Below are 20,210 nucleotides of genomic sequence, written 5' to 3'. Positions count from 1 at the left end.
AGGAGCCGGTGGACAAGAACAGTTTTGGAAAGAGTTACCTGAATCTTGAGGAAACAGAATTGAGATTAGAACGATATAAAATAGAGCCCAACAGACCATTGGATTACGTCAAATGATGAGAAGATTATATCAGATTAATGGATTAAATTGCCTCACTCAGTAGTATTAGTTAAGGGTAAGATATGGGGCTTGCAGCACTCCACTTCGTTGCGTTCGCTTTTATTCCGATTTCTATTTCAAGACTATGGTTTTTAAGGCACCGTTTTATTGAACTTATGACATACTGGAAGTGGACGAACTCTAGGCACATAGAAAAGTGGAAGACTTGATCTAAGATATTTTTAATATGCACGATTGTTTATCGGTCACATCTCAATTTATAAAGTATATTCAATTTTAAATAATTTTATTGCCGTTTTTACTTCTTATCACGCATAATGTCTGAAATAGTTTTGACTAAAGTTCAAACCCAAAGATTCCGATACAGTTGACAAAGGTGTTGTCATTTTGTTCGAGATATCCTTATATTAGAAAAATCACTACTTACTAGCTCAGGAAAACTCTTGTGTTTGATAAATGTTACTATTTCTAGAACATTTTGGATTAAACTGGATGCCTATGACGCATCCAATTTAACCCATTCTTTGTCTTCATTCTTGAATAACAGAACACGATACTGTCTCTGCAATCCAAAATCCTTGCTATAATTAAGACTGGACTTTGTTTGCATAATGGTCGAGCCAGGATGATCTTTCAAAATATTGATCATCGTTTTTTTGGGAAGGGCAATGTTTTCGAAATTTTCATAAGTGGCTTCAATTTCTCCTTTTGAATTATAAAAGGCTATTATGGAGCCTTTATCAGACTTACAGACAATTTCAAAGAGTGACTTTCGTTTATCAAAACTCTTGGTCTTCGTTATATCCAATGAGGAGACCAGAAGATGAAATTCCTTGATTGACTCTGAAGTATGGTCATCTTGGACCTTATTTAGATATTCGGAGTTAATGATTACAGCTTTTCCCGTTTTCAAAAGATCTCTGTCAATTTTAGGGTTTGAATTTTGCGCGATGCCCGCAATTGATACCACGCTTGCGATTAGACTAATTGTGTACTTTTTCATGTTGTTGTTAAATGATTTATGAATAGAATTAATTGTTTGATTTTTCATTTTGTTTTCTTGATACCTTTTGGCCGTTTTGTTTTCGTAAATGCACTGTGCCAACCAAACCAAATCCTGGTATTGACTTTAAGTTTATTCGTCATTGTTTCTGATTAATGGGTTACTAAATATTTTGAGGGATTCAATTTCAATTCAATAGCTAACCGGGCTCCTGTTTAATTCAACATTTTGGATTTCAAGAGAATGGGATGGGTTAGACTTTTTAATGTTTAAGTGGATGGGATGGGTATTGCGCCCCATTTTCCAGATAGGGTGGTGTATTACGCCATTCTCTTTACACTATCCTTTCAATTGGTCCTCTAGGATAATAGGCTCTTCCTTCTTAGGCAATCTTTTCTTAAGCATTTTGATTTGCCCCAAGTGCCCTGCTTGATGTTCCATGACATGAAACCAACTATAATGATTGTTCATTATACTCCCCGGTGGTGTATGTAACAGCCATTCATCGTCCCTTTTATGTAATTCTTCCAATGTATGTGCCCTGACATTCTCGTAGAGTTCCAAATAGTACAAAACATCATGGCCCTTGATCTTAGACCTACCTTGTTCATCAAGATCAAGTGCTGCTTGCCAAAACGCAATTTCTTCTTTATTGAATGTTCTATTCTCAAAAGTCATCACTTGATAATATTTCTCTGCCGCCGCCAAATGAAAGATCAACGCCCCGATCGAGTTTGCATTTTCATCCCATAAATGGTCGATTTGGTCTTGGGACATTTCCTTCACGATATTGATGACCCGCTCCTTCAAATTCTCCATCATAGCAACAAGGGAACCAATTTGAGGGGAATACCCTTCGTGCGGATACAAAAGAAAAGATTCGTCCCTTTTCAGATTCTTTCCGATAATTCTTAAAACATTGCCATTGTCCTCCATTATGGTTTCGAGGGTATAACCTTTGATATTTACATTGGTCTCCGTTCCGTCGATGGAAGTGAACCAATCAGGAATGGTGTTGTTATTGGAAGGTTTGTCAAAGCTTGGGTTCAACAAAGGATAGTTGATGAACCCCCTCAAACCGTCCCCAATTTCCAACTTGAAATCATCAAAAAGGAATTCCCCTTCACCAACGACCAACCCACCAAAAGCAATTTCATAGATATTTTCGTCCATGGGACCTTCAATGGATATGGTTTCAAAATCCTGTTCCCCCATCTGTTCAGCTGCGCTATATTCGGCAAAGAGACTGTTGCCATCAGAGTCTTTTGCTTCGAACCATATCGACATGGAACTATTTTCACTCCCTCGTTGTCCTTTTAGGTTGGCCGAAAACCGGAACTCGACCTTAGCGTCCGTTTTAAATTGCATGTGTTGGTGAAATGTCGCCCATTCCTGTTCCAAAAGTGTTGTCTGGGATTGACCATAAGTAATCAACACCAATAATGCTATGATTGTAACAATTTGCTTTCTCATAAGTATATATCATATTTTTATACAGGCCATGCATATCGGCTTGTATCTACATATTATTAAATGAATGCGTAAAGTGTGGCCTTACATGGTAAGTTTCTAGACTTGACAAACTGAATGGGATCTAACAAAAGACTATTTTGAACCCTATTTCTGCAACCGATAGAAAAGGATGATTGAGAAACTAAACGCTTCTTAGTAATCTACAGTTTTATCTGATTTATTTAATTGCCTTTCCCCTTATTTGAGGGATGATCGGAATGAATGGCGAATACAGCTTGTACGAGATCAGATCCAAACTACTGAAACCACTCGATTCCAATAATGACCTTGTATCCCTGTTCGTATGACAACCTTCAAAGAACCAATGCCATGGTTTATGTACTATCTTTTGGAAAATGGCCAGAAAACTGTTGTCCCTTGCCTTAACATGTTCAATAAAAACAAAACTGCCCGAGGGTTTCAAAATTCGTTTTATCTGTTGTACGCACTGCTCTGGGTCTTTTACCGTGCACAGGACCAAGGTGCTGATCACAAAATCACAGGAATTGTCCTCTAGATCAATTGACTCTCCTTTTAGGGTTCTTATATCCAAATTGACACCATACTTTTTTGCGGTTTTTCTTAGGTTGTTGTGCATGTAGACATTCGGTTCAATGGCCATCAAGCGGGTTCCCTTTCTTAAATAACGCATATTTGCTCCTGCACCGGGCCCAATTTCAACGACGGTATCGGGGTGGTCCTTAAAGAGCACTCTTTTAGATGCTCCGAATAAATGGTCCAAGTAGCCGGAAAGAATATGGAATAGCCACGAATTTAAAGGGCCTCGTATTCTATTTATTTCAAAATTTGAATCTTGCATTATTACTTGATTTTGTTTTTGACCTGATCTGTATTGATGGGTAAACAACCTGGTATAACTGCCTGTTGCGTGCTTATATGCGTTATCGGTTAAGAACTGAATACGCCATAATTGTGGTGATACATTTTTTGGTCAGTTTTTATTTTAATGTCCTTTTAAATCCTTTGTGGGAAATTGGGTCAAATCCGAGTTTTTTGTAAAACGCAATGGTTTCTTTTCTATCGGTTTCTGTTATAAAAATGATTTGAGAGCATCCTTTTTCTTTTCCGATTTTCTCAAGCTCATTGAATAAATTCCCGCCTATACCTTTTCCACGATGATCTTTGTCAACCACAAAATTTTCCATTACCAAAAAAGGAGTACAGTCACCGTATATTTCCTCGCAAACAATTCCCTGGATAGTTCCGATTACAGTCCCATTTTTTTCGGCACATAAAAAAATATAGTCCGGGTTTTCGGAAATTTGACCGAACTTTTCCTTCATTTTGGCAATGTGCATTTTATCGTTCCAAAACAAAGCATACAATCTGGCAACGTCATTTATATCTTCTGTCTTCAAGTTTCTGATTATATAATCCATGTTGTCGCTAAGGTTTTGGAAATTGGCACCATGCAGAGTTCCTTGTAAAAAATCTGCCAAATTCTTTTTATCTATTGTTTGAGCCTTGGATTATAACCGCCCAGCGGCCATAAATAATTTGGAAACCTCTAAAAACTTATCGGACCAGAGATCCTTGAAATTGGGCAGATGCCCCCCACCTGGAACGATCCATAAGTAAGCGTTGGGAATTGCTTTATAGGCATCAACAGGAATATCCAGTGGAAAGTATGAATCCCTATCCCCATGGATAATAAGCGTTGGACACTTGATTTGAGTGAGATATGCGGACGTAAAATTCATATCGTCATAGGAATGGGCCATTTCCCTAAATTGCTTTTTTAAATTCCTGATTTGGATTTCACCATCTGGATGGAGTTCATGCAGATCGCTCAATGAGCTTGGAGGTTCCGTTTCATAATAATTATCCCTCATTATTTTTCGAGCCTGTTCTGGAAAAAAGGTAGTGGCCCCAATGAGTACCATGGCATCGATTCTTGTAGTATCCATAGTTGCCATGTGGATTAGTACCATGCCTCCAGAGCTCATGCCCATTGCTTTGAATTTTTCAATTTTCAACTCATCCATTAAAGCATATATGTCCTTTGCGGCATCATCATGCCTAAACTTATCCGACGGATTGGTTGACTTGCCATGCCCCCTTAAATCTGGGATAATCAACTGATAATCCTTGGAAAGGCTATCGACCCAGGGACCCCAGACAGCATTGCTCCCCTCATAATAGTGCAACAGAACCAAGGGTTCTCCTTTCCCATAAACTTTGTAATGCAGCTTTGTGCCATTCAAATTTGCAAAATGGCCTTCTTGCGCAAAAAGTACTATTTGTAGTAAAATGAATATGACCAGAATACTTGTTTTCTTCATTTGATAAACTTTTGAGTTGACAATCTTTTTATAGGTCCATGCATATAGGCTTACATTAAATGAATGCGTAAGGTGTGGCCTTACATGGTAAGTTTCTAGACTAGACAAACTAAATGGGGGCCAACCATACCTGAACCTGATTTACTTTTGGACATACTTTTTCTTATGTTCCGTCACAAGTTGGGTTTTCGAAATGTCCTTGAACAATAGCATTTCCTTCACCTTTGAGGAGGCCCCGTCGTAGAATCCCGTTTCGTGTTCATAATTTTTCGGGTTTTTGAATGTTCCGAAAACAATGTCGAATATGGATATATCTGAGTAATTGAAGGCGTGGATTCCCCTTGCGTGATGTATTGCATGTGCCTCTGGCCGTTGAATGATATACCCCAACCATACCGGGGTCTTGATATTGCTGTGCTGAAATATGGAAAGAAAGGTGGTACCGAGGATAAACAAGGTCGTGGCCTCCGGTGTAAATCCAGCAATGACTACTAGGGACAGGCTTCCCAAAAAGGTCAACCCGATCACATCTGTGGGACTGAAATAGAAGGCCCCGTAGCTGTCCAAACGTTCCGCACTATGATGCATTTGGTGGAATATCTTCCATAAGGAGTCGCTCTTGTGCATGGATCTATGCCAAATGTACAGCCCAAATTCATAAATAAGGATACCTACGATCGCTCCCCAAATAGTTCCCAGACCACTGAGGTCAAACACTTGATAATTGGCCAAATAACCGTCCCAGATAAGGGGAAGATAGGAGGATACAAAAAAGAACATGATGAATGCAAGGATTCCTTTTAACTTCCAAAATTTAACCTTGGGAAGCTCTCTGGCGGGAAAAACTCCTTCCCATATCATTAACACTCCATACATAGCAAAAACTATATAGGAAATGGGGTCAAAAATTAAATCGGTCGGTGCTGGAAGTTGTGAAATGAAATTTCCCATGATTTTTAGTTTAAAATTTTAGACGGCAAAAATATGTGCGGTAATAAACCTAAACTAAAAAAGAGGCTTGACCTATGTTAGGAATTCATTTTGCTTCTAATTCGACTAAGACTCTCAGGATGGATACCCAAATATTTGGCTATTTTATTCACGGGAATGTTAGAAATGTATTTCGAATGCGTCCGGAACATTTCGGCATATCGCTCTTCAGCGGTCAAGGTTAAAAAGTCCTTTTCACGTCGGGCTTTGTTCAAATAGGCCTGTTCCAAAACAATTCTCCCCAGTTTATTGGCTTCAAAAGAATTGTTATATGCCTTCATTAAGTCTTCATGGGAAATCAGTTCTGCCTCACAGTCCATCAAGGCAATTATTTGGACATCTGATGGTTGTTGGTTCAAAAAAGAAGTGAGCGAGGTGAACAGGTCATTTTCGTAAAAGAAATCTATTATTTTTTCCGACATATAACTTTTTATGGTCATTTCGACAATACCCGAGTTTAGAAAATATATGGATTTCTCGATTTGGCCGTAGCCGGTTACAACCATGCCCTTTTTGAACCGTACTTTTTGAACCGGGTAGGGAAGGGCCTCGTAGGAAATGATCGTAGTACCTAAAGTCGAGTTATAAAATTCGAGGAACGACATCTTACCCAGGATTAGAGTTGAATACGAAATTACAAATTTTATGATGCGACAGCCTGAAATCTAACCAATGAATTTTACTAACCCTTTGAACATAAATCATTTACTTCATGCTCAGATGGTGTCTTGTAAGTTGAATTAAATAGATAGAGTAACTTACAACCTTAATTTTTAGGGACAAGGAACTTGATTCTAACATAGATCAAGGCTAAATCTCATTTTAGGTTATTTATCCTATTTACTTTTGTGCATTCAAAAAAAATTGGGAAGCATAACTAAAACCATTATCACCCTCCGTATTTTAGTAAAGTAATGAAAATCAATAACAAAAAATTTCTGTTAGCGCTAGTTTGTCTTTTAGCAGTTTCATGCAGCGAAAGCGATAGTATTCCGTCACCAGCAGATCCGGAAAAACCGGAACCCGGCATTGATGTCGTACAGCTTCCCATAGTGGTCCATATCGTTCATTTTGGAGATGAAACCGGGGCTGGCCCCAATCTATCAACCGATAGGATACTACGCCAAATAGAAATCCTCAATGAAGACTTCAGAAAGAAAGAAGGAACGAGGGGCTACAACGACCATGTGGATGGGGCAGATGCCAAAATTGAATTCGTACTGGCCAAGTTGGACCCCGAATCAAACCCAACGGACGGGATCAATCGAATTGATGCCTCTGCAATGCAGGTTGAAAATTTGGGATACAACCAAAACCACTATGCGCAATATGCATATTGGGATCCAAATAGATATATAAACATCTGGGTGACACCATTGCCAGAAGATACGGAGTGCATAGCACTGGGGATGGCGTCCGGTCCCTTAACAAATCTTCCTGGCACAGCGCTTCTCTCAATTCCGGGAGATGGTGATGCAGATGGTATTTTGATCAACTGGATTCATTTTGGGGAGTCTGAAATTGACTGTCATGTAAAATACGGACGAACCTTGACCCATGAGATGGGGCATTTTCTGGGATTACTGCACACCTGGGGCGGAAAGGACTGTGAACATAATGACTATTGTGACGATACACCGGCTGTTGCTGATGCCGTATATGGGAGAACTCCCTATGCAGGATGTGATGGTGAAACTATTATGATTGGCAACTATATGAATTATAGTGATGATGATGTAATGAATATTTTTACCAATGACCAAGTTGAACGGATGTACTATGTACTCAACAATCATACAGGTAGAAATAGCCTAATGACGAGCCCAGCACTTAAATAAACAAAATGAGGAGGACAAGAGTGACTGTTGAGAAAACCAAATGTTATGGTTGTGGTGCATTGGTTGACCATATTGAGGGTGTGCCCCACAAATACATTGGAGCAACACAAGGCTGCTGGGACCTATATGTGCAAATTTTGGCAAAGGAATATGGCGAATACAACTATCCTGAATTAACGCACAGGCTTACGGTTGACACGTATGCAATACAACACCCCGGCATGCTAGGAAGACAATCCAAGAAATCCGTAAATGTACACTTGGCAAGTCTATACCTTGTATTGGTTAAAAATGTAGGTGGGAAGGAGGCAACCCAAAAAATTGGAAAACTCTTGGCAAAGAAACCAGAATTTGAATGGTTGGAGCCACCATTTCCAAACGGACAAAAAACGGTGTTGGATGTACTGCCAGCATCCAATTTGGGAGAACACGAACAAAAGGTAAGAGCATGGGCGGTAAACGTTTGGAGCTGTTGGAATTCAAAACATAGAAATGCAATTGAAAAAATTGTAATTGAGCATTTATAAAAACCAAGGCATTTTTTGCAAAAAAGACCATTAAGAACAAGTATTGGTCAAAACTTGCCTTGCTCAGAAAGGTTAGTTTGGCAAAATTTGGTGCTTGCAGCACTCCACTTCGTTGCGTTCGCCTCTATTTCTATTTCAAGAACGGGTTTTTTAGGCACCGTTTTATTGAACTTTCATATGGAAACGAGTCCACTGGTTTGTTAAAGTTCATTTCCCCGTACTAATTAAATCGTTTACATTCTGACGTTTATTTAAACTTTCAGGTTATGTTTTTGGATATGCACGGCTTAGTACCTTGGGACAAAGTATCAAGTGCTAAGGAAGAACGAAAGGGTTTGAGCTAACATTTAAAATATGTTAGCGACGGTGATACTATTGTGGTCTGGAAACTTAACCTGTTGGCTGTTGTTTGACTCATTTTACCAATCCCAATCAAGTAGCCACAAATTGCACTTGAAATTTATCTTAACTTAGTTCCAAGCATTAAGATATATAGATCATATGTGCTATATCCATACGTTATTGGTCATTAAGAATTGAAAATAATGAAAAGAAGTGTATTAATATTCCTGGTCATTTTCCTGTATTATTCAATTGCTAATTCCCAGAATGAAGCACATCGAATTGTTAAGGAAAGAATGGATTCCAAGAATATTCCGGGAATGACTTTTCTAATTGCCAAAGATGGAAAAATACTTGACGAAGGATATTATGGAAAGGCAAATTTGGAATTAGATGTTGAGGTAACAAAGAAGTCTGTTTTTGCCATTGCTTCTATGAGCAAGACCTATACAGCTGCGGCTATTCTATTGATGGGAGAAAAAGGATTGTTGAAATTAGATGATTCCATCAAAAAGTATATTCCAGAAGCCCCCGATACTTGGGAACCAATTACCATCAAGCATCTTCTCACCCATTCATCTGGGATAGTTGAGGATTGGAGTCTATACAGTTGGAATGAATCAAATGAATTGTTTTTGAAAACGCAGACGGACGCTGACTTTCTAAAAATTCATTTTGAAGAAGAACTAAAATTTAATCCTGGAACAGATGTATCCTACGCAAGTGGACACTTTGTTTTAGGGATTGTGATTGAAAGGATAACTGGTGAATTTTATGGAGCATATCTTGAAAAGAACATCTTCAAGCCTTTATCTCTCAATGAAACATTCGTTGACCACCCTTACAAGATTATCCCTCACAGGGTTTCTGGATATTTTATCCATGACCCTGATATCATAAATAGTCCAGTATCTGGGCTTGGAAATGGACTTGTAATTGCTCCGGTTGCTAATGGGAGAGGAGATGCAGGCATTCGAACTACAGCAAATGACTTACTAAAATTTTATAATGCCCTCTTTACCACAAAGCTACTTAATGAGCAATCAAGGAAGATGATGTTCGAGCCCGCAACACTGGACAATGGAGACTTTATTTCAACAGGGGCAGGCTGGATGAATTGGCCCCTTGGAGGAATTCCCATTTCCGAACACAGTGGAGGTTTTAGAACTGGATTTAGCAGTCAGTCCTTGGTTATCCCCGAAGATAAATTTGTAGTAATTGTATTGACTAATTTGAAGGGGCCAGACAGCTCATATAGTGGCGCCAGTTTTACCTTGACTAAAAAACTTGCATCGCTATACTATCCTGAACTAGAGCGACTGTCAAAAAAATCACCTGTTGAAGACACCAATACAGAGTTGACGAATAGTCATATAGATTTTTTTCAGAGAATAACTTCAAACGCAGCAAACGAAAATGTCAATCAAAACTTCCCAATTTCCTATTATTCTAAAAATTTAAAAAAGTCAATATCGAAAACTGAATCAATTACATTGTTGGGTGAAAAAAACGTGCAAAATAATGGAGTTAATATCTTTAATGTGGACATTCACAAACTAAGATATTATCGTTTAAATAGTAAAAAAAAGCTTTACACCACCGTTTATCTTGATGAGGATGAAAAACTAGTTTTTATTGATTACCCTGAAACGGAATAAGTCAGAAAAACGACCACTAACAATGTGCATATGCTCGCTACGCATCTCACATCATATGCACTAGTCGTTACTAAAGTTCAAATAAACGATTTAAATAAGCATGGACTTGCAACAAAAAATGGATAATCAGTTATGATTCTCCCCCTGGATCCCCTCTTTTCAACATCATAAACAATGGTTTAAATAGAAAGTTAATCTAAAGGGATTTGAGACGCTTACCCCTCAGTTTTATCGTAGGTAATGATGGCTCCAGTATTTAGTCTCTGCGTCACCAACTCCTCTTCCGAAATGGAAATAATCTCCCAATAGATATATGTCTCTCCGTCATTAAGTGTAAAGCGGATTTCTGCATCATTAATAACTTCATAATCTAGTGCCCCATAATCTACAGATTCACATTCACCATCCACTAGATTAAACAATTCGGCAATCATGGTTTGCTCGCTTACAAAATCATAATAAGTGGTACGAACACAATAATCCAATTCGCCGGCGCTTACTACCGATTGCACATACCATCTGCCAGACATCAACAATTCATGTACCGTTGGTTCTGGTATTGGTTCGGAATCATCATTGCTGCACCCTGTTTGGAGTAATAATGAGAATGACATAATTGCAAGTAGGACAGGTTTTTCAAAATTGTGTTTTAGGAATCTTGAATTCTTTTTCAATGCTTTCATATTTTATGTTTTTTACAGGGTTATTATCCTTCGGTTTTATCAAAAGTCTGAGCTTGTGCTCCTTCTATTTGAAATGTGAGTTCCTGTTCTGAAATGGACAGGACGGTAATCATCAATTCCAAAGCTCCGGTAACCTCAATGGAATTGTTGTCCAGCAGTGTGTAACTTGCAATTTTATTGGTGATCAAAGCGCATTCATCCCCTGAATTTAGATACGCCTTTACAATCAATGTTCCTTCATCAATGAACTCGTAGTAGGTTTGTTTTCTACAACTGTTCAATTCTTCATGACTTTCTATGGATTCCAAATACCATCTACCAGAAGTTAATAGCTCTTGTACTTCAAATTGTGGCAATGGACCAGGATCGTCATCATTACCGCAACCTGTAAGCGCCATAAACAGACATAGCGCCAAACAGATTACATATTGTTTTACCAAAATGTTCATAGTTTACCTTTTTATAGGGCAAACTTCGTTTTTTACGAACCAATGGCGAAAGAATGAATTTGAGTTTTCTTGTTCCCTTGATTGAAAACTTTTCAATTTAAAAATGAACCAGAAACGTATTCCCACAAGGGTTGTGAATTTCTTGAGAAAAAACCTAAATGACCGGTTCTTTCCAAACCAAAATCAACTGGATTTAAGAGCGCTACGCTTTTCTCCGCCTTTGTGAAGTATTTCAGAAGCTTTTCGGCAGATTTCTTACTGGTTATTTTGTCATCACTAAAAACATAGGATTTTATGTTCCCAGATAGGTCATTGAATGTGTCTTGGTTAATGGTCTTTCCAAAATCTATCTCCCAATAGTTTGCGCTTAAGCACCATCTACGCCATTGTAGAGCAACACCCTTGGGTAAGTTTTCGCCCCTTCCAATTAACTTGGCATTGGCATATCCATAAATAAGGGTGGATAAGGGCATGTATACATGCCAAAGCAAAGGCATGAAATATTTCATTGGGGACTTTGGCATATCTTTCCAATAACCAGTACCTGAAGCAATCAATAGTGCGTTATCTATTTTATGGGCATTTTTTAGAATTCCAATCAGTTGTCCTCCCATACTATGCCCAACAACTGTTTTTTTTAAACTTGGGTAATTTTTGATTCCCCAATCAAGCACTGCATCTATGTCTATACCCCAGTGGATGATCGTAGCTACAAACCGTTTTAAGGTTTTTGGTTTTGAAAGTCCAATCCCTCGATAATCAAATGTAATGACGATATAGCCTCTTTGGGCCAGATATTTGGCAAAGTGCCTATAAAAGTGTTGCGGTATTCCTGTACCCGGGTTGATTTGAACGTAACCTTTAGGTATGCCTGAAGTTTCCCACAAAGTAGCAATTATTTGGAAATGGTCATCTGTCATTATGTTTATGCAGCGTCCTAACATAACGTTGTGTATTTGAAGTTTAATACTATTCCGGTAAAGAAGAAGTGAAGGGTCTACTAATACGAATTCAAGAATTCGTCTTCAAAACTCGATATAAAATCGTGAATGTATTTTTTATTTCTATTTGTTTTTTTTACCACTAAATGGTGTGTTCGTTTTAAACCATTTTTACCAATGCGCTTAAAAACCAAATCTTCTGAAAGCCTGAAAGATTTTAATTGCCATTTAGGAGCGCACATTACGCCCATATTGGCAGTTACCATTTCCAGGGATATTTCGGTAAATGGAATAGCTGAAATTTTCTTTGGATGAATCTTATTGGGCTTTAAAAAATACTCATAGGCCCAAACCCCTTCCATTGGAAACGAGTTGATGAGTAAATGCTCACTGGAAAAATCACTTGCCTCCAAGTATTCTTTTTGATCGAGCCTGTTCTCCTTGTGCATTATGGCAAAAATCTCATCTTCGTGAACCTTAATGGTTGTGAGTGTTTCGTCTTCTGGCTGGGTCGTGACAATGGCAATATCAATATCGCCGGACAATACTTGTGATACCGTTTGGTGGGTAGCGCCCAAAGTCAGATCAATATCAATTTCAGGATATAGTATCCCCATCTTTTGTATGAAAGATGGAATGGTGTGAAAAAATGATTGACATTCGGCACTCAACTTTATGGCCCCTTTTGAGCCTTCTTTAATGTCTTTTATATTGCTGAAACTCTCATCTATGGAACTGAACAGCTTATTGGCCAGTTTGTACAGCTCTTCTCCTTCTTGCGTAAGCTCCCATTGATTTCTGGTTCTATGAAAGACCTTAAATCCCAATCGTTCTTCCAGATCGCGCAACTGATGGCTTAATGCAGATTGGGTCAAGAACAAACGTTCTGAAGAATTGGCAATGCTCCCTTCTTCCGCAATGGTCTTTATGAGTCTAAAATATTTTAGTTCCATATCACAAAGATATGATCCAAAGTATAATGTTGTAGTTGAATATTTTTCAATCATGTCCAAAAAAGCATTCAACTAACATTCTGGTTCATTGGTATTTGCTGGGATAGTTTTGTTGAAAAAACATTTTAGTATGAAACCTTTTATAAGATTGACCACAAACTATCTATTTATATTAATGCTGATTGGAACATATTCTTGCGGCAATGATGACTCCGTTACAGGCCCAATGCCCAATGAACCTATAAAAACCATTTATAAAGAGCTCGTAGACAATCCAAACTTGACCTCCTTTACAATGGCTTTGGATAAACTGGTATCTACTAAAAATATATTGAATGACTCCACTGAACTCGCAATATCTGTAAATACCTTCACTGTTTTTGCACCTACCAATGATGCCTTTGATACATTTCTGCTCAATAATGGGTATGATGGTGTTGAAGCCATTGATATGGACAATCCAGATGATTTTGCTTTTTTATGGAGCTACATTCACGGTCATATCACCCAACTGGAAACAATCAGTGATATGATGAAAGAAGAAGGTTCGGGATACCTGACTACATTTACCGATGATGGGATAAGCATGTTTTTCAACTCCTCAAATAACGCTATTACACTAAATGGAATAGCTATGATCATTGAGGCAGATATGTATGCCACTAATGGTGTGATACATATAATTGACAACGTTATTCCAATACCAACGCTGACCACTTTCATTGAGACCGATCCTGATTTTAGTATTATGAATGAAGCTCTGGAAAATATTGCCGTCATGCAAGGTTCCACCATACAGGAAGATTTTACCAATGCCATAGCCTATTCAGCTTTTATACCGAACAATTCAGCATTTGAAAGCCTCTATGAAGAAGGCGGTGTCAATAGTTTAATTGATTTTCCTTCAAGCATCATTGAGGATATCGTTGAAGTGCACATGCTGCCCAATATGCATTTTAACTCAGGCGACATAGAAGATGCTATTGATGGTACTATTTCGACCTTAACGGATGACTTACATGTGGCCCTGGACGATAGTGAATTTTTTACTTTAACCGACCCACAGGATAGGACAGCAACCATCATAAAAACAGATATTATGGCTTCCAATGGTTATTTGCATGTTATTGACAAGGTCCTGTTAGGGAATTAGTCAACCATAATTCGAGGAAAAGGCCTTTTGATAACATTTCAAAAGGCTTTTTTATAACTGAAAACATTTCAATCACGCCTCACTAACTATTCATATAACTTTCTGGTTATAAGCTTTTTATCGGCATAATTTTGTCAAAAATTATAGCGATACACTATGCAAAGATCAAATATCATAACAGCACTTCTTTTTCTTGTTCACTTGTTTGTTTTTTCTCAAAGCGAGAGATCCATAGAGAAGAAATACTATACCACAAAACTGATTACCGAAACTGAGACCCCAACTATTGACGGAATCTTAAAGGACCCCTTTTGGTTGAATGGCGATGGTTGGGAATCAAACTTTATTCAACGTGAACCCAATGAAAACACTCCGCCTACCGAGGTAACCGCGTTTAAAATAGGTTATGATTCAAAGTACCTCTATGTGGGGATCAAAAATTTCGATGCAAATCCAGAAAGTATCACCAATTGGATGTCCAGACGTGACGGATTTGAAGGCGATTGGGTGGAAATAATTTTGGATAGTTATCAGGATCTACGCTCGGCATTTTCGTTTACAGTTACTGCTGCTGGCGTAAAAGGCGATAAGATCATTACGCTAAATGGAAAAAATGAAGATATTACCTGGAATCCCATTTGGTATGCCAAAAGCTCCATTAACGAACAAGGCTGGATGGCTGAACTAAAAATACCTTTGAGCCAGCTGCGATTTGGCAATGATAAAAGCCAAGTTTGGGGGCTTCAAGTCATTAGAAAGTACTTTAAGAATGATGAAACTTCCGTTTGGCAACGTATACCATTAGATGCTCCAGGATGGATAAGTGAATTTGGAGAACTACATGGGTTAAATGGATTAAGGCCTCAAAAGCAGTTTGAGATACAACCCTTTGTAGTTGCCGCTTTGGAAACCTTTGAAAAAGAACCCAACAATCCATATCGAAATAAAAATATTACATCCGTAAACGCAGGTGTGGATGGTAAAATAGGCATCACTAATGACCTTACTTTGGATTTTACCATTAATCCGGATTTTGGACAGGTAGAAGCTGACCCAGCTGCCATAGCGTTGGATGGATTTCAATTGTTCTTTGAAGAACAACGCCCATTTTTTGTGGAGAACAAGAACATATTCAATTATCAATTTTCAAATTCCGTAGTAGGCGGCCCTTTTAGCAGTGATAATTTATTTTACTCCAGGCGCATAGGCAGAAACCCCCAGGGAATGGTGCAAGCTTCGGAAAGTGATTATGTGGAAATCCCTGAACGCTCGACCATATTGGGTGCCGTTAAATTCAGCGGTAAAACAAAAAATGGCTTGTCAATAGGTGTTATGGAAAGTTTGACCGCCAAGGAATATGCCAATATCAGTAACGATGGCAATGAACGAAACACATTGGTGGAGCCCCTTACCAACTATTTTGTTGGACGCATTCAAAAGGATTTCAACAATCGAAACACATTTCTGGGAGGGATCATTACCTCGACCATTAGACAGCTTGAGCCAAATATTGATTTTCTGCACAAATCGGCCACCACTGCCGGTCTTGATTTTATGCACCAGTGGAAGGACAGAACTTGGTACTTTGGGGCCAATCTGGTCATGAGCCATGTGGAAGGTAGTGAGGAATCCATTTTAAGAACGCAACAATCCATTGCACACTTGTTTCAAAGGCCACATGCGGATTATGTTGAAGTAGACTCCAATAGAACTTCACTCACTGGTACAGGCGGGGATATTAGATTTGGCAAAGCTGGTCAGGGAAATTTAAGATTTGAAACTGGTGTTACTTGGCGTTCACCTGAACTGGAACTTAACGATTTGGGCTTTATGCGCGAAGCCGATGACGTTCAAAACTATGCTGGGGTCACGTATAGCTCATTAAAACCTTTCGGATGGTTTAGAAAAGCATCAGTTGGTTACAAGCACTGGGTTAAATGGGACTTTGGCGGCAATCTAAACTATATGGATTGGGATGTAGAGGCAAAAGGCACATTTAACAATAACTGGAATGCAACGATAGGCTTTTTTCAGCAGCCCCATATTTATTCCAATTCATTGCTTCAGGGCGGACCACGTATGTACCTTCCTGATCAATATGGTGCATGGTGGGCTCTGGGCACCGATACCAGAAAAAAACTATCCGTAAATATGGATGGTTGGACCAAAACCGGTAATGGCGACAGCTATTTTTTGTTTGAAACTGGAATCGGGATTGTTTACCAACCAATCAATCAACTAGGTGTTTCGGTATCTCCAAGATATAATATCATTAGACATCGCATTCAGTTTAATGAAAGTTTGGTTTACAATGACACTTACCAATACATTATGTCTCGATTGGACCAAGACACATTTGGTTTGGCTTTCAGAATGAATTATACCATCAACCCTAATCTGTCCATACAATACTATGCCGAACCTTACATCTCGACCGGATTATATGATGATTTTGGACATATGGTTGACCCTTTGGCAAAGTCGCAAGACGAGCAGATATTGTTTTACAGTGATTCTCAATTGACCTATAATGAGGCAAACAACCATTATGAGGTTGATACAAATAATAATGGAGTGACCAATTATACTTTTAACGACCCTGATTTTTCATTTGCACAGTTTCGTTCTAATCTGGTAGTACGATATGAGTACAAACCAGGGTCTGAAATTTTCTTGGTATGGTCTCAAGGGTTGACGGACTATGGGAGGCCCAACGGAAGTTTAGCATCCAGCTTTGATAACCAGATTTTAAACAGGCAACCTGAAAACACTTTTTTAATAAAGGCTACGTATCGCTTTTATTAGTTTTTGAATAAAAGAACCATTGAGACATGACAATTATTGAAACCAAATGGGATGTTTAATGGCGAGTTATACCTACCTACTGGCATAGGCAGGTCTGACCGATTAAAACAATAAAATTTAGATAGATGAAAACAATAGGACTAATTGGAGGAATGGGTTGGGAATCATCCAAATTATACTACGAGTTTATAAATAAAAGAACCAATACGGTTTTAGGGGGTTCACATTCTGCAAAAATGGTCATGGTATCAGTTGATTTTTCTGAAATAGAGAAACTCACCTTTGCCAACCAGTGGGATGCCATAGGTATCCTAATGAAGAAAGCCACAAAACAATTGGAAAATGCTGGTGCTGATTTAATACTGTTGGGCACCAATACCATCCATATGGTAGAGCATTACATTACTGAAAACACCCATATTCCTTTTCTGCATATTGCAGACGCTACGGCCCAAGCGATTCAAGACAGAAACCTGGGTAAAGTTGCACTCTTGGGAACAAAATTCACCATGGAAAAGGATTTTTATACAAGGATATTAAATGACCATTATCAAATTGAAACCATTATACCATCAAAAAGTGATAGGCAACTTGTACATGATATTATTTATAATGAACTGGTAAAGGGAATATTTACGGAAGCGTCAAAGCAATTAATTATCAATATCATCAATGAACTTATTTTAAAAGGTGCCGAAGGTGTCATTTTAGGATGCACTGAACTTCCTACCCTTATCCCAGAAACCGATGTTACCATTCCCACTTTTGATACAGGAAGGATCCACGCCTACAAAGCTGTTGAAATTGCTACTAAAAGTAAAACGAATTGACCATGAAAGAATGCTATTTGGACCATACCTCTTCAATAGAGAACGAAAGGATCAATAAATTGGGCAAACTGTTTCTCAAGTTGTTCAATGCATATGTTGAAAGTTTAAGTAAGGCGTTATTCGATGACACAGTGCAATGTGACAATTCAAACTCAATTGATGAAAAGTACAGAATGTTTCATAAGTAAACCACTACATTGTGAAAGTTAGAAATTTAGGGCATATCAATTTTTCGGTGGTAATGGACTGTTTCCATAAGTCCTTTGAAAACTATTTTGTAAAAATGCCTACGGACCACGACTATTATAAAGAACGTTGGAAGATGGCCAATGTAGATTTTGCATTGTCCTATGGCATGTTTGATAAAGATGAATTGGTAGGCTTTCTCCTAAATGCGGTTGACATACGTAATAATGAATTGCTTGCATTTAACACGGGAACAGGTGTTCTTCCTGAATATAGGGGACAACACGTTGTTGACTCCATTTATGAATTTGCCATTCCGGAATTGAGAAAAAATGGTATTGAAAAATGCACCCTTGAGGTCATTAAAGACAATATAAAAGCCTTAAAAGTATATGAACGAATAGGTTTTGCCAAAACGAAAACCTATAAATGCTTCAACGGCAGTATAAATTTGGAAACCCAATCTATATTTTCCAATACAAAAAAGGTGGATGCTGATTTTTTTGAATGGAGCTCGGTGAATCAAGATGTCTATTCTTGGGACAATCACATTAAAACCATTAAAAGAGGTGCGTATGATTTTTATGCCGTTCTCAACAACAGCACAATCGTAGCCTATTTTATCATCAATCCAGAAAATGGTTATTTGGCCCAGTTCGATACGTTCTGTAATACAAATGATAATTGGATCCGTTTGTTCACTGCTATCAAGGGCATTTCAGGGACCATAAAGATCAATAATGTTGATGAATCATTAACCGACAAATTACACTATCTAAATCATTTTGGTCTCAAAAATACCGTTGACCAATTTAAAATGGAAATGAAACTATAACCCGTCATGAAAAAAGTATTGAAAAGCAAAGTAAAGATACGGTTCCAGGATTGTGATCCTTTTAACCATTTAAACAATTCCAGATACATTGACTATTTTATCAATGCCAGGGAGGAACAGTTATTGGAAAACTATAACCTAAATGTTTTTGAAGATATGCTCACTACAGGAAACACTTGGGTTGTAACATCAAATCAAATACAATACTTAAGTCCAGTAAATACAGGTGATACAGTTATAATAGAATCTCAATTAAACCAATTTTCAGATACCAATCTGTTGGTTGAAATGAGAATGTGGAACGAGGAAGAAACCACACTCAAATCTGTTATTTGGGTTAGATTCACACATTTTAACATTAAAACGAAAAAAACGGGCAAACATGCTTCAAAATTTATGGAATTGTTCGATTCCATTGTCTCTCCCATTGAGACAAAATTCTTTGAAGAACGTTGCATTAACCTATTAAAACAGTTAAAAAATGCCTAGAACCGAAACCTTGGAACAGTTTATAAAATCTGTTGAGTCCAACAAACATGATTTGGCCATAGAACAATTCTATACTGAAAATGCATCTATGCAGGAAAATCAATCCGCTCCAAGGGTGGGCAGAACTTTCCTTGTTGAAAATGAAGCTAAAACATTGGCCAAAGCAAAATCAATAAGTTCAAAATGTATCCATCCTTATTTTGTTAGTGGAAATATGGTTGTTATAAAGTGGCATTTTCGCTTTGAATGGAAAAATGACACCTATAGTGAAATAGAAGAAATTGCCTATCAAGAATGGCAAGACGAACTTATTTGTAAAGAACAATTTTTTTATGACCCTAAACAATTGGTTCCAAAACCAGTAGCGAATTAAAAATGCAGGTCAATAATTATAGTAGTTTTGAAAAAATCGTTCTAAAGGTTGATTTATCTACTATCAGAAACAAAACATTTTCCAAATAATATATTATCTAATATTAGTATCTAGGTACTAAGCCTAACTAAATTAGTATTAATTGGTTAGTTTTGTATCATACGAAGACAGAAAACTATTAGTGGTCTGTAATTCGGTTAGTAACAAAACATCAGCAAGG

General features: G+C 37.9%; 20 protein-coding genes. 9 read left to right on the top strand and 11 right to left on the bottom strand.

The window, feature by feature from the left end; genetic code table 11:
• Positions 1–616: 616 nt before the first annotated feature.
• The 7 genes from ACP14V_RS09945 to ACP14V_RS09915 form a co-directional block, all read right to left on the bottom strand.
• Complete coding sequence (locus ACP14V_RS09945) at positions 617–1,123, bottom strand: hypothetical protein (RefSeq protein ID WP_272610385.1); 507 nt, start codon at positions 1,121–1,123, stop codon at positions 617–619.
• A gap of 339 nt (positions 1,124–1,462) precedes the next feature.
• Positions 1,463–2,596 (bottom strand): DinB family protein, encoded by a 1,134-nt coding sequence (locus ACP14V_RS09940; RefSeq protein ID WP_272610384.1) that lies wholly within the window; start codon positions 2,594–2,596, stop codon positions 1,463–1,465.
• Between the two features lie 217 nt (positions 2,597–2,813).
• Entirely contained in the window at positions 2,814–3,455 is a 642-nt protein-coding gene (locus tag ACP14V_RS09935) for a class I SAM-dependent methyltransferase (protein ID WP_272610383.1), read from the bottom strand.
• 139 nt (positions 3,456–3,594) lie between these two features.
• The gene (locus ACP14V_RS09930) at positions 3,595–4,035 is read right to left on the bottom strand and encodes a GNAT family N-acetyltransferase (RefSeq protein ID WP_272610382.1); all 441 of its coding nucleotides are present in this window, start codon (positions 4,033–4,035) and stop codon (positions 3,595–3,597) included.
• Positions 4,036–4,125: 90 nt separating this feature from the next.
• Positions 4,126–4,938 (bottom strand): alpha/beta fold hydrolase, encoded by an 813-nt coding sequence (locus tag ACP14V_RS09925; RefSeq protein ID WP_272610381.1) that lies wholly within the window; start codon positions 4,936–4,938, stop codon positions 4,126–4,128.
• Between the two features lie 141 nt (positions 4,939–5,079).
• Entirely contained in the window at positions 5,080–5,889 is an 810-nt protein-coding gene (locus ACP14V_RS09920; protein ID WP_272610380.1) for a sterol desaturase family protein, read from the bottom strand.
• 77 nt (positions 5,890–5,966) lie between these two features.
• Positions 5,967–6,533, bottom strand: coding sequence for a Crp/Fnr family transcriptional regulator (locus tag ACP14V_RS09915; RefSeq protein ID WP_272610379.1), 567 nt, complete (start codon positions 6,531–6,533; stop codon positions 5,967–5,969).
• A 309-nt stretch (positions 6,534–6,842) separates the two neighbouring features.
• Here ACP14V_RS09915 and ACP14V_RS09910 point away from each other — a divergent pair, with 309 nt between their 5' ends.
• The 3 genes from ACP14V_RS09910 to ACP14V_RS09900 all read left to right on the top strand — a co-directional run bounded on the left by ACP14V_RS09910 (position 6,843) and on the right by ACP14V_RS09900 (position 10,293).
• Entirely contained in the window at positions 6,843–7,766 is a 924-nt protein-coding gene (locus ACP14V_RS09910; RefSeq protein WP_272610378.1) for a M43 family zinc metalloprotease, read from the top strand.
• Positions 7,767–7,771: 5 nt separating this feature from the next.
• Positions 7,772–8,293 carry a DUF5946 family protein gene (locus ACP14V_RS09905; RefSeq protein WP_272610377.1) on the top strand — a complete coding sequence of 174 codons (522 nt, stop codon included), beginning with the start codon at positions 7,772–7,774 and terminating at the stop codon, positions 8,291–8,293.
• Positions 8,294–8,838: 545 nt separating this feature from the next.
• Positions 8,839–10,293, top strand: a complete 1,455-nt coding sequence (locus ACP14V_RS09900; RefSeq protein ID WP_272610376.1) for a serine hydrolase domain-containing protein — start codon at positions 8,839–8,841, stop codon at positions 10,291–10,293.
• A gap of 215 nt (positions 10,294–10,508) precedes the next feature.
• Here ACP14V_RS09900 and ACP14V_RS09895 read toward each other — a convergent pair whose 3' ends face one another.
• The 4 genes from ACP14V_RS09895 to ACP14V_RS09880 all read right to left on the bottom strand — a co-directional run bounded on the left by ACP14V_RS09895 (position 10,509) and on the right by ACP14V_RS09880 (position 13,319).
• Positions 10,509–10,907, bottom strand: a complete 399-nt coding sequence (locus tag ACP14V_RS09895) for a lipocalin family protein (RefSeq protein WP_272610375.1) — start codon at positions 10,905–10,907, stop codon at positions 10,509–10,511.
• A 92-nt stretch (positions 10,908–10,999) separates the two neighbouring features.
• Complete coding sequence (locus ACP14V_RS09890; protein ID WP_272610374.1) at positions 11,000–11,425, bottom strand: lipocalin family protein; 426 nt, start codon at positions 11,423–11,425, stop codon at positions 11,000–11,002.
• 92 nt (positions 11,426–11,517) lie between these two features.
• Complete coding sequence (locus tag ACP14V_RS09885) at positions 11,518–12,345, bottom strand: alpha/beta fold hydrolase (protein ID WP_272610373.1); 828 nt, start codon at positions 12,343–12,345, stop codon at positions 11,518–11,520.
• Between the two features lie 80 nt (positions 12,346–12,425).
• Positions 12,426–13,319: a LysR family transcriptional regulator gene (locus ACP14V_RS09880; protein WP_272610372.1), complete on the bottom strand. Its 894-nt coding sequence runs from the start codon at positions 13,317–13,319 to the stop codon at positions 12,426–12,428.
• A 130-nt stretch (positions 13,320–13,449) separates the two neighbouring features.
• Between ACP14V_RS09880 and ACP14V_RS09875 the strand changes: the two genes are divergently transcribed.
• From ACP14V_RS09875 to ACP14V_RS09850, 6 genes are all read left to right on the top strand, one after another.
• Positions 13,450–14,472, top strand: coding sequence for a fasciclin domain-containing protein (locus ACP14V_RS09875; protein ID WP_272610371.1), 1,023 nt, complete (start codon positions 13,450–13,452; stop codon positions 14,470–14,472).
• A gap of 156 nt (positions 14,473–14,628) precedes the next feature.
• Positions 14,629–17,277, top strand: coding sequence for a DUF5916 domain-containing protein (locus ACP14V_RS09870; protein WP_272610370.1), 2,649 nt, complete (start codon positions 14,629–14,631; stop codon positions 17,275–17,277).
• A 125-nt stretch (positions 17,278–17,402) separates the two neighbouring features.
• Positions 17,403–18,107 (top strand): aspartate/glutamate racemase family protein, encoded by a 705-nt coding sequence (locus ACP14V_RS09865; RefSeq protein WP_272610369.1) that lies wholly within the window; start codon positions 17,403–17,405, stop codon positions 18,105–18,107.
• Positions 18,108–18,306: 199 nt separating this feature from the next.
• Positions 18,307–19,128 (top strand): GNAT family N-acetyltransferase, encoded by an 822-nt coding sequence (locus tag ACP14V_RS09860; RefSeq protein ID WP_272610368.1) that lies wholly within the window; start codon positions 18,307–18,309, stop codon positions 19,126–19,128.
• A gap of 6 nt (positions 19,129–19,134) precedes the next feature.
• Entirely contained in the window at positions 19,135–19,617 is a 483-nt protein-coding gene (locus ACP14V_RS09855) for an acyl-CoA thioesterase (RefSeq protein ID WP_272610367.1), read from the top strand.
• A gap of 10 nt (positions 19,618–19,627) precedes the next feature.
• Complete coding sequence (locus ACP14V_RS09850) at positions 19,628–19,990, top strand: nuclear transport factor 2 family protein (RefSeq protein ID WP_272610366.1); 363 nt, start codon at positions 19,628–19,630, stop codon at positions 19,988–19,990.
• The last annotated feature ends 220 nt before the right edge of the window (positions 19,991–20,210 follow it).

The sequence above is a fragment of the Flagellimonas alvinocaridis genome (genome assembly GCF_965248585.1).
Taxonomy (GTDB): domain Bacteria; phylum Bacteroidota; class Bacteroidia; order Flavobacteriales; family Flavobacteriaceae; genus Flagellimonas; species Flagellimonas alvinocaridis.
The sequence above is the reverse complement of the archived record's forward strand: the minus strand, read 5'-3'. Positions and strand labels throughout refer to the sequence as shown.